The organism is Enterobacter sp. K510 (assembly GCF_055804875.1).
In genome coordinates this window covers 420,618-434,155 of record NZ_JBNRLQ010000002.1, presented here as the reverse complement: position 1 = coordinate 434,155, position 13,538 = coordinate 420,618, and the positions used below count along the sequence as shown (strand labels likewise).

11 protein-coding genes are annotated in these 13,538 nt (G+C 58.1%); all 11 read right to left on the bottom strand.

Annotated features, from left to right (window positions below; translation table 11 throughout):
* Nucleotides 1-6: 6 nt before the first annotated feature.
* Entirely contained in the window at nt 7-1,605 is a 1,599-nt protein-coding gene (gene tap / locus ACQUTD_RS04675) for a methyl-accepting chemotaxis protein IV (protein WP_473273893.1), read from the bottom strand.
* A 39-nt stretch (nt 1,606-1,644) separates the two neighbouring features.
* Nucleotides 1,645-3,306: a methyl-accepting chemotaxis protein II gene (gene tar, locus ACQUTD_RS04670; RefSeq protein ID WP_072568867.1), complete on the bottom strand. Its 1,662-nt coding sequence runs from the start codon at nt 3,304-3,306 to the stop codon at nt 1,645-1,647.
* A gap of 92 nt (nt 3,307-3,398) precedes the next feature.
* Nucleotides 3,399-4,367, bottom strand: a complete 969-nt coding sequence (locus tag ACQUTD_RS04665) for a spore coat protein U domain-containing protein (protein ID WP_473273892.1) — start codon at nt 4,365-4,367, stop codon at nt 3,399-3,401.
* Complete coding sequence (locus tag ACQUTD_RS04660) at nt 4,367-6,760, bottom strand: fimbria/pilus outer membrane usher protein (RefSeq protein ID WP_473273891.1); 2,394 nt, start codon at nt 6,758-6,760, stop codon at nt 4,367-4,369. Before ACQUTD_RS04660 ends, ACQUTD_RS04665 begins: the two co-directional genes overlap by 1 nt.
* Complete coding sequence (locus ACQUTD_RS04655; RefSeq protein WP_321987642.1) at nt 6,736-7,494, bottom strand: fimbrial biogenesis chaperone; 759 nt, start codon at nt 7,492-7,494, stop codon at nt 6,736-6,738. Before ACQUTD_RS04655 ends, ACQUTD_RS04660 begins: the two co-directional genes overlap by 25 nt.
* A gap of 15 nt (nt 7,495-7,509) precedes the next feature.
* Nucleotides 7,510-7,980, bottom strand: a complete 471-nt coding sequence (locus ACQUTD_RS04650) for a Csu type fimbrial protein (RefSeq protein ID WP_318364203.1) — start codon at nt 7,978-7,980, stop codon at nt 7,510-7,512.
* Between the two features lie 95 nt (nt 7,981-8,075).
* Nucleotides 8,076-8,645 (bottom strand): Csu type fimbrial protein, encoded by a 570-nt coding sequence (locus ACQUTD_RS04645; protein ID WP_318364202.1) that lies wholly within the window; start codon nt 8,643-8,645, stop codon nt 8,076-8,078.
* Between the two features lie 477 nt (nt 8,646-9,122).
* Complete coding sequence (cheW, locus tag ACQUTD_RS04640; RefSeq protein WP_072568873.1) at nt 9,123-9,626, bottom strand: chemotaxis protein CheW; 504 nt, start codon at nt 9,624-9,626, stop codon at nt 9,123-9,125.
* Between the two features lie 21 nt (nt 9,627-9,647).
* On the bottom strand, nt 9,648-11,681 hold the full coding sequence (gene cheA / locus ACQUTD_RS04635) for a chemotaxis protein CheA (protein WP_072568874.1): 2,034 nt from the start codon (nt 11,679-11,681) through the stop codon (nt 9,648-9,650).
* A 4-nt stretch (nt 11,682-11,685) separates the two neighbouring features.
* Complete coding sequence (gene motB / locus ACQUTD_RS04630; protein WP_072568875.1) at nt 11,686-12,615, bottom strand: flagellar motor protein MotB; 930 nt, start codon at nt 12,613-12,615, stop codon at nt 11,686-11,688.
* Nucleotides 12,612-13,499 carry a flagellar motor stator protein MotA gene (gene motA, locus ACQUTD_RS04625; protein WP_473273890.1) on the bottom strand — a complete coding sequence of 296 codons (888 nt, stop codon included), beginning with the start codon at nt 13,497-13,499 and terminating at the stop codon, nt 12,612-12,614. Before motA ends, motB begins: the two co-directional genes overlap by 4 nt.
* Nucleotides 13,500-13,538: the final 39 nt, after the last annotated feature.

Here is a 13,538-nt window from a genome sequence, read left to right as displayed (position 1 = left end):
TTACTCTCAGGTTACAACGGGCACGGCTTCAGCCAGTGCACCAGCAGGTGTTGAATGGTGTTCATCGAGCTTAAATACGGCGACCAGCGATGTCAGATGGTCAGCCTGGTTAGCCAGTTGTTCGGTGGCGGCGGCCGCTTCTTCTACCAGCGCGGCGTTCTGTTGTGTCACCTGATCCATCTGGCTGACAGCAAGGGCGACCTGCTCGATCCCGCGCCGTTGTTCATCCGACGCGGACGCGATTTCGCCCATGATGTCGTTTACCTGGGTAACGGATCGGACAATGTCCGTCATGGTCTGCGCGGCGGTTCCTACCAGTCCGGAGCCTTGCTGTACGCGGGAGACTGATTCTTCAATCAGGCCTTTGATCTCTTTTGCCGCCTGCGCGCTGCGGCTTGCCAGATTACGGACTTCTCCTGCCACCACGGCAAAGCCGCGGCCCTGTTCCCCTGCTCTCGCGGCTTCGACGGCGGCGTTCAGCGCAAGGATATTGGTCTGGAAGGCAATACCATCAATCACGCTGATGATGTCGCCGATTTTCTGCGAGCTGGCGGCAATATCCTGCATGGTTTGCGCCACACGGGACGTTTGCTCGCCGCCTTTACGCGCGGTTTCTGCCGCACTGGACGCCAGTCCTGACGCCTGACGGGCGTTGTCGGCGTTCTGCCCGACGGTGGCGGTCAGCTGTTCCATACTGGCGGCGGTTTCCGCCAGCGACGCGGCCTGCTGTTCCGTACGCGCCGAGAGATCGTTATTACCGGCGGCGATCTCCGCGATGCCGGTGTGCATGGCGTTGCTGCCGTGACGCACTTCGGTCACGGTGCCGCGCAGCGCGGTCTGCATGTTTTTCAGGCTGGCAAAAATCGCCGAAATTTCGTTACGGCCATACACCATGACCGGTCGCGCCAGATCCCCTGCGGCGATGCTTTCGAAATGGCTGCTGATGATCGCCAGCGGTTGCACGATCATTTTGCGTGACCAGAACAGCGCGCTGGTGGTCAGCATCGCGGCGATGATCACCACGGCGATAAAGATCGCCGCCGACATATGGTAATTTTTCTGCCCGTCGACGCTCGCGGTCTCCACGAAGCCGTCGATATGCTTCTGCCAGGCCATAAAGTTGTTATCAAAAGCCGCCTGAGAGGTCTCAACCGGCGCGGTCATAAAATCCGACAGCTGGTTATTTTCAAGCCAGGTGGCCTGATGGCTTAAATCGTCATGCCATGCCGCAAACGCAGTTTTGGTCTGCTCTTTCAGCGCCTTGCCGTCGGCTGACAGCGTGTCAATCGCCAGGAAGGTTTTCAGCTGGTCCTGCGCCTGTTGCAGACTGTTATGCGCCGTAACCATCAGCCCTTTAATATCTTCCGGCGGATAGGCCAGCGCGGTCAGCGTGCCCGCTTTGTTCAGCGCGATACCCGCCTGTAACATCGTGGTGCGCATTTGCGCCAGGGTGTTACGTTGCAAATTACTCTTTTCGAGCTGTTCCAGATGCTGATAGCCATCGCGAAACGCCCAGAACGACAACCCATTACTACCGACCTGCAAAATGCCGCAAACAATCAAAATCAGAAAAAGTGTGGTCGAGATACGAATACGATTAAACATTCACGCTCCCATCAGGTGGCATTGCCACATTGCTGTCACTTAAAAAGTTTCCCAGTTAGCATCTTGTCCGGTGTGGGTCTGACGCGGAACTGCCGCCTGCGGGATCGCCGGCGACGGCGCAACGCCTGGCTTTGCCGGTATGCCGGGTACAGTGGCAAGACGGAAAGCGGATACGGCCATATTCAGTCGACTGGCTTGTTCTTCTAATGCCGCGGCAGCTGCCGCAGACTCCTGTACCAGTGACGCATTCTGCTGCGTGACGCGATCCATCTCGGAAATCGCCAGCGCAACCTGATCGATCCCGCGGCTCTGTTCATCTGACGCGGAAGCAATTTCACCCATGATGTCGGTCACGCGCGTTACCGCATTGACGATCTCGTTCATGGTCTCCCCGGCGCTTTCCACCAGCACTGAGCCGGTATCCACGCGCGCCACGGAGTCTTCAATCAGCGCTTTGATCTCTTTTGCCGCCTGGGCGCTGCGGCTGGCGAGATTACGCACTTCACCTGCCACCACGGCAAAGCCCCGCCCCTGCTCACCGGCGCGGGCCGCTTCCACCGCCGCGTTCAGGGCGAGAATATTGGTCTGGAAGGCGATACCGTCGATCACGCTGGTGATGTCAGCAATTTTCTTCGAGCTGCCGGCGATGTCCGACATGGTTTTCACCACACGATCCACCACCTGGCCGCCCCGCCCGGCGGTATCCGAGGCGCTGTGCGCCAGCTGCGACGCCTGACGGGCATTGTCGGCGTTCTGCTTCACGGTGGCGGTCAACTGTTCCATGCTGGCGGCGGTTTCTTCGAGCGCCGACGCCTGCTGTTCGGTACGGGAGGAGAGATCATGGTTACCGAGGGCGATTTCGCTGGTGCCGCTGTAGATGGCATCCGAGCCCTGACGCACACGGGTCACGGTATCGGTCAGCGACTGCTGCATATGATTGACGCTGTCGGCAAGGTCAGTCATTTCGTTGCGGCCTTCTACTGCCAGGCTTTGCGTCAGATCGCCCTGGGCGATCTCGCGGATATGGCGGATCACGCGATTAAGCGGATCGAGCAGGATTTTACGAATGCCGAACCACACCACCGCCAGTACCAGCACTAACGCCAGCGCGAGGGTCGCCATCTGCCATTTGGCAAACTGGTAGTCGCTGACGCTTTGGGTAAAGGCATCCTGATACAGCGACGCGCTGAGCGCCGCGTACGCTTTCATGGCATCGCCCATGCCGTTCTGCATGCCCTGGGTCGGCTGCGCGAAATAGGCATCCATGTTGCCGCTCTCCAGGAACTGGATCAGCTCATTAAGCGCTGCCGCGTAGGCGCGGTATTTCTCATCCAGCGTCAGGCTGGCCTGTTCCATGGAAGGCAGCGTCGGCAGGGCTTTGTAGGCGTCGTAGTGTTTCGCCGCGTCTGCCAGCGAGGCATGGGCGTTTTTCAGCAGATCCGTTTTAGCGCTGCTTTGTTGATTATTCGGATCCATCATCATGCGCGCCGCCGAGCGGCTTAAGTTGATGCGCGTTTGCAGCATCAGCTCCCAGGCGCTGGTCAGCTCGGTCTGTTGCGAGCGGAGATCGTTGGAAACGGCGAAGCTCTGCTGGTTCTCTTTTAAGGAAGAAAACAGCAGACCACCGGAAACCAGCTGCAAAAGTGCGAAGACCACCAGCACCATCATCAGCATGGTGACAACACGGATACGGTTCAACATGCAACAACACCTTATTGATGACTTATTAACGGTGTTATCGGCACGCCTTAAGGGAACTTTACATTTGCGAAAAGTAAAAAATCAGCGCAGTCCTAAAAAGCGACGTCAACGATCACCGTATCTTCATAAGTCCCGCCAGGGGGCGTTGCCTGGGTGGTGAGCACTTTGGCGGTGTAATTGAAGGTGCGCGTCAGGGCATCGGCGCTGATCAGTGATGAGGCGCTGCTTGCCCAGCGCTCGGTGCCGGTGCTACCCCAGCGGCTGGTGGTGTTGCCTTTATAGATCTCATAGCTCAGGCGGTTATTACCGCTCGCCATGTTGCGCACCGTGCCGTTCGGGTAAAGCCCGTTGTTCAGCCCGACGGTGTAGGTACTGCCTTTAGTGCAGGTCAGCGTCACGGCCTGGGAGATGGTCGGGAAGTTCTGCACCAGCGGCGAGCTGCCGAAATTGACCGCCGGGGCGGTGATGGTTGAACAGTCATTGGTGACGGTGCCGTTGACCTGCAGGGTGGTGGTCAGAGTACCGGTTTGCGGCGTTCCGCACAGCCCGAGCGCCCCCAGCGCACAGATGTTGTAGTTGATGCTTAAGTTCAGCGTGACCTGATACGGCCCCGCGGAGACGTTTTGCCCGGCGACGGTACGCAAATAGATCGGCAGCGTATAGCGCTGTGAGCCCAGTAATCCCAGCAGCGCCGAAGCGTTCCAGGTATAGGGCGTGGCGTTGATGGTCACTTCGCTGTTGTTATTACAGCCGGACTGCCCGCATACACGAATGGGGATGAGATCGGTCACCGTCAGGTTATCGGTGCGCCTCATGGCCGCGCGGTTACTGGCAGAGGACGAGGCGGTGGGCATGCTCACGGTGATGGAGTCGTTAGTGAGCAGCCCCAGCACGCGATCGCACTGCACGATCAGTTGTCCGGTGGTGGCCTGCTCGGTGCTGTTGAGCGCAAAGGACGTCACCGGGCCAAAGGAGGCCGCCACAGTGCTGGCGGAACAGGCCGCCAGCGCCTGCGGACTGAAGGCCATAAATAAGATCAGTAACAGACCGGCGCGTAGCATCAGCGTTTCTCCTGACAGGTGAGAGGCCCAAAGGTTTGCAGTTTATGGCCGGGGTTATCCCCTACCTGCAAGGTCGTATAACAGGTTTTGTTGTCCGGGGTGGTGACGCGCAACGGGTTGACGCCGTCGAGGTTTTCCAGCCAGGCGATCCCGTCGTAGCCGACGATGGCGGTCGGTTTGCCGTCGCGCCACACCTGGCTTGCCAGCGGCAGCGCCTGGCCTTGTTCATCGTGCAGAATGACGCTGGCCACCCGCTCCTGCACCATCGGGAACTCCACCAGATAACCGCTTTGACGGCGCAGGGCCACCCGCCGCTCCGTCTCTTTCAGCCGCGTATCTGCGGGTAAATTCAGCGTATTGATGCTGTAACTGGCCGGATAATACGCGGACACGCCGCTGATCAGCAGATAGCCGTTTTCATCCGTGGTGCCCACAGGCTGGTTTTCATAGTTGACCGGCACGCCGCCATTGCCGCTGGTGCTGATCACCACAAAGGCATCGTTGATTTTGTTGGCGGCAAACACCTGGTTGTCCATCAGCACCAGCGACCCCATCGCCTCGCCCCACCAGGTGAACATATCGGTTTCGCCATAGCCGCCGCCCTGAAGTTCCACATGATTATTACGCCAGCCGAGTGTGGCCTGTTGATAGCTGTCCGCCTGCGACTGACGGGCATACGCCATGTTCCAGCTGAAGCCGCCGTCGGTCGGCATCGCATGGCTGTAGTTCACCCGCTGCGAGTTGCCGGAATAGGGCCGGTTTTCAATGCTGACGGCGGCGCTGTCGCGTTCGCCCAGCGGAATTTGCAGCGACAGGCCGAAGGTCCAGTCACCCTGCTGATTATCCCGGCTGGCGGCGAGGTTAACGCTGCTGCTGCCCCAGAGGTTGCGGCTCCAGGACAGGTTTAACAGTTCGGTTTTCTCATTGTCGAAACTGCGCACGCCGATCCACGCCGCGCCGACGTTGCCGAAATCCCCGAGGTTGAAGGTCAGCGAATACTGATCGGTGTTACGACTGAGTGAGGCGACCGGCTGGCGATTATTATCATCATACTTATAGAGCGCCGTCTGGTCGTAAAGCGCCAGGTTGCCAAAACCGCGCTCGCGACGGCTGTGCTGGGTGGCGATGCTGAACTGGCTGGTGCTGTACTGATAGCCCCAGTTAAACTGACTGCCGCTGTTGCCGCGCATCCGGCTCTGCGTCCAGGCGGAATTGACCACGCCGAACTGCCCCAGTTTTAACACAGTCCCCGCCCCGCCGAGCGCCAGCTCCTGGGCGGCTTCCGTATGGCCTTCCAGCGTCAGGTAATCGGTCAGGCCGTAGCGCAGCGTGCCGCTTCCCGCCGCCGGGCCGTAATCAAAATTGTCGATACCGTAATCACGTCGCAGGCTGCCGACGGAGAACGCGCCATCGCTGAGACCGCTTTTCAGCACTTCGCTGGCGACATAAAACGGCAGCGTGGTGCTGACCTGGCGGCCGAGCGCATCGGTGGTGACCAGCACCGCGTCCCCCGCGCCATTGACGTAAGGCAGATTGGTCAGGGTGAAGGGGCCGGGTTGCAGACGGGTGTTTCCGGCGCGATAGCCGTTGATAAAGACGTCCACTGAAGTGGGTACCGCCGCCTCGCCGGAAAACTGCGGCAGCGGCCAGGTGACCAGATCCGGGCGCACGGAGAAATCGCGCCCGTAGCGGATCCCGCCGAGGCGCACGCTGTTGCTCCAGCTCAGGGAATCGGAAATCACATCCCCGACGTTCCACACGGTGGCGTCATCTTCATTGACCAGGGTTAAGGTGGTGTCGTAGCGGATATAGCCCTCCTTTTGCTGTAAATCGCCGGAGAGATTCTGCCGCTGGGTGCCGGTGGAGCTGAGTACAGCGTTTTCTTCAAAGAAGCGCAGCTCATGCCAGAGGGCGATCTGGCTGCCGATATTTTCCGTCTGGCTGGTATAGATGTCATAGTTCAGTAGCGCACCGCGCCCGTACATCGGCTCGCTGCGCTCGCTGTCGCCGGTAAAGGAGGTGCTGCTATCCCCTACCCATTCGCGCGGCACAAACAGCAACAGCCGCTGGCCGCTGCTGTCATAGTCAACGCGCACCTCCGGCAGGGACGACAGGTTAACGTCTCCTGGCGGTAATTTATCCGCAGGCAGCCCAGCGCGCTTGAGGTTTTCGCTGTCGATAAAAAACGCGTTCTGGCGGCGGATCACCGGCACCACCTGATTCGTGTCACGGTAGTTCACCACCAGCGCCAGGTGGAAGGTCGCCTCGTCGTTCAGCGCCCGGGCATCAGGAGGCGGCGGCAGGGCGTCGTCCCCGTCGGCAGCCTGCACGCTGCCTGTACTGCCGAGGCTCAACATCGCCATGGCGATCAGCGCGCGGGGGCCGACTGCCATGTCGTATCCCTGGCGTTAATGGTTGCCGTCATGGCTGAAGGGGACGTCACGCCCGCCGGCAAGGGCCAGCTGCGGGTGCTACCGGGCAGAACATAGCCCAACAGCCCCTCCGCCAGGGTGCGCCTTTGCCCGCCCTGCTGCACTTTCACATCGCTTAAGCGCACATGCACATCGCTGCGGTTAGTGACTTCCAGGGCCGGTTTGCCACCATCGCGAGTGGTGCGCCAGCTCAGATCGCGGGTTTCCACCAGGGCATGATTCGCCCCTTCGCGGTAAGTGGCAACCCCCTGTCCGTATGCAAAGAGTGGGATGGAATAACGCATCTGGATCTTCAGGCCGATTTGCGGAGTGTTATCACCCTGCGGCTGGGGGATCTCATCGACGATAATGCGGTAGGCCTGCTCGACGCCCGCCGGTACCGTGGTCTGTTTGATCAAACGGATCAGCTGTTTACTGCCCTTCTCGATGCGCACGATGGGCGGACTGGCAACCACATCCTGCTGGGCCTGGTAGCGCTCATTTCCGCCATCCTGACGCCAGCGCACAATACGCACCTGCATGGTGGTCGGGGTGTCGCCCTGATTCTGGATCCACAGTTCAGTGGCCGGGGTATCCGCCGCCAGCCAGGGATCGATAGGCCATAATAAAATGGAGGCCGCCGCCTGTGCCTGCGGCGCGCTGATGGTCAGCGCGGAGGCGAACAGCAGCGCCGCCAGACGAGAATTTACGCTCATATACTTCTCCCTGTCTCACCAGGTAAGGGTCACGGTGAGTTGATCGCTATAAGTGCCTGCGGGACTGAATCCCGTCAGCTGCGCCGCGCCAAACAGCGAAAGCGCAATGTTATTACTGTTGCTGTAGGTGACCGAAACTGACTGGTTCTGGGCGATCTCCGTATTGGCAGCCAGCGTGCTGCTGCTGTACAGGCGATACGGCACGACCTCGGTGCCACCGCTGCGGCGCATATTACGCACGCTGGTATAATTCAGCCCGCCGTTGATGCTCATGGTCAGCGCCACGCCGGGGGTACAGGCCAGCAGGAATGAAGAGTTGGGCACGAAACTGGTGGATACGCGCCCGCTCTCCACGCCGGTACGGGTGCCGAAATTCAGCGTCCCAAGTACGCCGCCGGTGCCGCTGGTGACCGAGCAGCCCGGCGTTATCGTCGCTCCCACCCTGAATGACTGGCTGGTGACAGCCAGGGCAGTTCCCTGCATCATGAGCCCTGCCAGCGCCAGCCAGAAAATTGGGCGCAGGGCTCCCCGGCTTCCCCGCAGGGAAGCTGGCGTTCCTTCAGATTTCATCGTGAGGGGCGTTAGTAAATAACGCTCACGTTTATCGTATCGGTATAGGTACCCGGCACGACCGTCACGCTGTTACCGCCCCCCTGAATACGACCATAAAGGGTATAGTTATTGACGCCGCCGGTGGTTGAGGCGATAGGCAGCGGCGCATTGTTGGCCACCACGTTACTGAAGCCGCTGTCGCTGTAGAGGCTGTAGGCCACACCCTGCGCGGTATTGGTGGTATTCACCAGAAAGCGCGCGGGCGTCCCTGTGGTCCCGACCACTGTTGCCGGTGGGGTGGAGTTGGTATTGCCGGTGATTTGCACGGTATAGCTGTCGGTGGTGCACTGAATGCCGAAGCTGTTACCGCCGCCCACGCCGGTAAGCTGGGTGGTCAGCGTAGAGAAGGTTGCCGGGTGTTCACCAAAATTCAGCGTACCGAAATTGATACCGTTCTGGTTGGGAGATCCGTTAATCAGGCAGCCGTTGGTTAACGTGAGGGTTGCGCCGATAGTACCGTTACTGGTTACCGCCTGAGCATTCTGCCCGGCGAATAACAACGCGCTACCCGCGAGGATAATACGTAATTTTCTGTTCATGTTATCGCCTCCAGTAAATAAGCATTCCGCTTATTGCGATAATGGTTTAGCCGCCGTAAACATTCTCCTGCTGATGAAATAACAGGATTAACAGAAATTTAGCTCAGGGAAAGGGAAAGAACTACCAGGCGAGGCGCGGGTCATCAGGGTGCCTGATTGACATAAATTATCATTAATTTTCAATGCATTAAAAAATAAATCAAGATGTAAATAAACGTATCAACAAAGGATATATTATGTTGCGCGTGATCTACATCACAATAAATCATTAGCGTTGCTGTTGTTTCATTTATTTGCCGTTAACCGAAGTTAACCGCACCTTAATTATTACGTTCGGCGATAATAATATATTCAGGCTATATTGTTTTTTGGGCGGGAATTTATTTAAAAGCGGGCGGGGAAATTAAAACGCTCTCGCGAGGGAGAGCGTTTTTTGTTTGCCGGGTGGCGCTGACGCTTACCCGGCAAGGTGAAGCATCAGGCGACGTGCGTGGCCGCCACGTCGAGCAGCGCCATTTCTTCGCTGTTCAGCAGTTTTTCGATATTCACCAGGATCAGCATACGGTCGCCGAGCGCGCCGAGGCCGGTCAGGTATTCAGTGGACAGCGTGACCGCGAATTCCGGCGCCGGGCGGATCTGATCCGCTGCCAGCGACAGTACGTCGGAAACGCCGTCAACCACGATCCCCACCACACGCTGACCGAGATTCAGCACGATCACCACGGTGTTTTCGTTGTACTCCACGTCCATCTGGCTGAACTTCACGCGCAGATCGACGATAGGCACAATGACGCCGCGCAGGTTCGTCACCCCTTTGATGAACTCCGGGGTGTTAGCGATGCGGGTGACCTGATCGTAACCACGGATTTCCTGCACTTTCAGAATATCGATCCCGTATTCTTCACCACCGAGGGTGAAAACCAGGAATTCCTGACCTGATGGCTCGCCAGCCAGTTTCGTTACATTACTCATACCGGTCATGTTTATACCTTCTTACCTAAATCAGGCGGCTGTATGCGCCATACGTTGTTCACGGTTTAATCCCTGTAACGCCGAAACATCAACGATCAGCGCGACACTGCCATCGCCGAGGATGGTCGCAGCGGATATGCCCGGCACTTTGCGATAGTTGCTTTCGAGGTTTTTCACTACCACCTGATGCTGACCGATCAGCTGGTCAACCAACAGGGCGTAACGACGTCCCGCGCTCTGCACGATCACCACGATACCGGCGGTGGCTTCGGTTTTCGCGCCCTTAACGTCAAAGACTTTCCACAGTTCTACCAGCGGCAGGTACTCGCCACGCACTTCCAGAACGCGCTCGCCGCCGGCCAGCGGGTGCAGATCTTCTTCACGCGGTTGCAGCGATTCCATCACGGCATTCAGCGGCAGGATAAAGACTTCTTCGCTGACCTTCACGGACATGCCGTCGAGGATCGCCAGCGTCAGCGGCAGCAGGATACGAATGGTCGTGCCCGCGCCCTGTTTGGATTTGATTTCGACGTGGCCGCCCATCTCCTGGATGTTACGTTTCACCACGTCCATACCCACGCCGCGGCCCGACACATCGGTCACCTGCTCGGCGGTGGAGAAGCCCGGCGCGAAGATCAGCATGCCGACTTCTTCGTCAGACATGTTTTCGCTTACCGCCATGCCCTGCGATACGGCTTTGGCGAGGATGCGTTCGCGGTTCAGACCCGCGCCATCGTCGGTCACTTCAATACAGATATTGCCGCCCTGATGTTCGGCGGACAGCACCAGATTACCCACGGCGGATTTACCGGCGGCGACGCGCACGTCCGGCAGTTCGATACCGTGGTCGAGGCTGTTACGCACCAGGTGCGTTAACGGATCGATAATGCGTTCGATCAGGCTCTTGTCCAGCTCGGTCGAGCTGCCGACCAGCGTCAGTTCGATCTGCTTGTTCAGTTTGGTGGCGAGATCGCGCACCAGACGCGGGAAGCGGCTGAAGACATATTCCATCGGCATCATACGGATGGACATCACCGATTCCTGCAGGTCACGGGCGTTGCGCTGCAACTGGCCCATGCTGGTGATCAGATCGCCATGGGTGACCGGATCCAGTTCGTTGGAACGCTGGGCCAGCATCGACTGGGTGATCACCAGTTCGCCCACCAGGTTAATGATCTGGTCTACTTTTTCCACCGCCACACGGATGCTGGTGGATTCGCTGGCGCGCGCCGGTTTCTCACGTTCCTGACGGCCTGCGGCAGCCTGCTCTTTCGGTACGGCTTTCAGTACCGGGGCGGCGGCTACTGCCGGCGGCTGCGGTGCGGCCTGGGCTACCACTTCTGCGGCCGGTTCGGCTTTTGCCGCGGCGGGCGCGGTTTCGAAAGCAATCTGATCCGGTTCAACCACGAAGCAGAGTACGGCAATCAGATCGTCCTGGCTCACGCCGCCATCGAGGGTGGCGCTGAGGGAGTCGCTGCCTTTGACCACGTCACTTAAGGTGGCGAGGTTTTTGAGTTCATCTTCCAGCAGGCCGACTTCGTTCTCTTTCAGACGCGAAATCACGATGCGCAGCTTATCGTTGTTTGCCGGGGCGGCAGCAACGTCAGCCTGTTCGTCCTGCGCCTCGACCACCGTCAGTTTTGCGCCGCTGGTAGCAGGCACCACTTCGCCTTTCGCTTCCAGCGCCAGCTGACGCAGGGCATTGCAGATATATTCAAAGCTGGCGGCATCGGGCTCCTGGGAGCTTTTATAGGCGTCGAGCTGTTCCTGCATAATATCTTTAGTTTCCAAAAACAGATTGATTATATCGGTATTGAGCTGCATCTCTCCGCGCCGGGCTTCATCAAGCAGGTTTTCCATGAGGTGCGTGGTTTCCTGCAAAATGGTGAAGCCAAACGTACCTGCGCCGCCTTTTATGGAGTGCGCTGCACGAAAGATGGCATTCAGTTGTTCGGAATCCGGGGCTTCGGGCACCAGATCCAACAAATGCTGCTCCATGTCGGCCAACAACTCGTCAGCTTCATCAAAAAACGTCTGATAAAAATCGCTAATATCCATGCTCACGCTATCACCTCGGATCGGGTTGTGGCGATGTGGGAACTGTCGCCTGGGGCAACGCCTCTGGCTGTTTTAATAAACTTACTGGCTCGTTCTGGCTCTCGGCATTTTCGTGCAAAATTGCCTGTTCCGCCTGCCGGTTGAGAACCAGGAGACTGATGCGGCGGTTAATCGCATCATCAGCGCCTTTGTCGCTAAGGCGCATGGTCGCCGCCATGCCCACGACACGCAGGACTTTACCGTCGTCCAGGCCGCCGATGACCAGCTCGCGACGCGATGCGTTTGCGCGATCCGCGGAGAGTTCCCAGTTGCTGTAGCCGCGTTCGCCATTAGCATAAGGGTAATCATCGGTATGGCCTGACAGACTGACTCTGTTAGGAATGCCGTTCAGCACCGGCGCAATGGCGCGTAAAATATCGCGCATATACGGCTCTACTTCGGCGCTGCCGGTCTTAAACATCGGGCGATTCTGGCTGTCGATGATCTGAATACGCAGCCCTTCCTGCACGAGGTCGATCTTCAGATGCGGACGCAGGGCGCGCAGTTTCGGATCGGCTTCAATAAGCTGGTCGAGATCGCCGCGCAGCTTGCTCAGGCGGTTCTGTTCCATGCGTTTACGCAAATCTTCCACGTTCGGCTGACGCTGCACTTCCCCCTTCTGCTGGGTGAAATCATCACCGCCACCAGGGATTGGGCTGTCGCTGTTCGAAATACGCGGTCCGCCGGTCACCGCCGTCGCCAGCGGTGTGCGGAAATATTCTGCGATCTGAATGAGCTCTTTAGGACTGGAGATGGAAATCAGCCACATGACCAGAAAGAACGCCATCATTGCCGTCATAAAATCGGCGTAGGCAATCTTCCACGATCCGTGCGAGCCGCCTCCGTGTCCTTTATGTTTACGTCGTTTGACGATGACAATGGGATGGGCCTGGTTTTTCATGCGTCCTCAGTCGTGGTCTGCTGGTTTGGGTTTCTGACTGCGCGCACGTGCTCTTCTAGTTCCACGAAGGAAGGACGTTCGCTGGAGTACAGGGTTTTACGACCAAACTCAACGGCAATCGGCGGTGCATAGCCGTTCAGATTAGAGAGCAGCGTGATCTTGACGCACTGCATCATCTTGGTGGTTTCGGCGCTCTTCTGACGCAGCACCGTCGCCAGCGGCGAGATGAAGCCGTAGGCCAGCAGGATGCCGAGGAACGTCCCCACCATCGCATGGGCAATCAGCGCGCCCAATTCAGCCGCCGGGCGATCCGCCGAGGCCAGGGCGTGAACGACGCCCATAACCGCCGCCACGATCCCGAACGCGGGCAGTGAATCACCGACCATCGTCAGGCTGTTGGCGGGCACTTCCGCTTCGGCTTCATGGGTTTCGATCTCTTCGTCCATCAGCGCTTCGATTTCGAAGGTGTTCATGTTGCCGCTAATGATAAGACGCAGATAATCCACGATAAATTCGAGCATCACCGGATCGGCAAGGATACGCGGGTAGCTGGCGAAAATTTCGCTCTCTTTCGGACTTTCAATATCACGCTCCAGCGAGAACATGCCCTGTTGACGCGATTTCGCCATCAGGCGATAAAGCAGCGCCAGCAAGTCCATGTACATGCTTTTGGTGTATTTTGAACGGCGAAACAGCAGAGGAAGCGCTTTCAGCGTTCCTTTGATGGCTTTGCCGTTGTTGCCCACAATAAACGCACCTACGCCCGCACCACCGATGATAATAAGTTCGGCAGGTTGATAAAGTGCCCCAAGGTGTCCGCCGGTCATCATATAACCGCCGAAGACTGTACCGAGAACAACCAGGTAACCTAATAAGATCAGCACGACATCATCCTTCACTGTTGACTAAGGCGAGGAGAAACA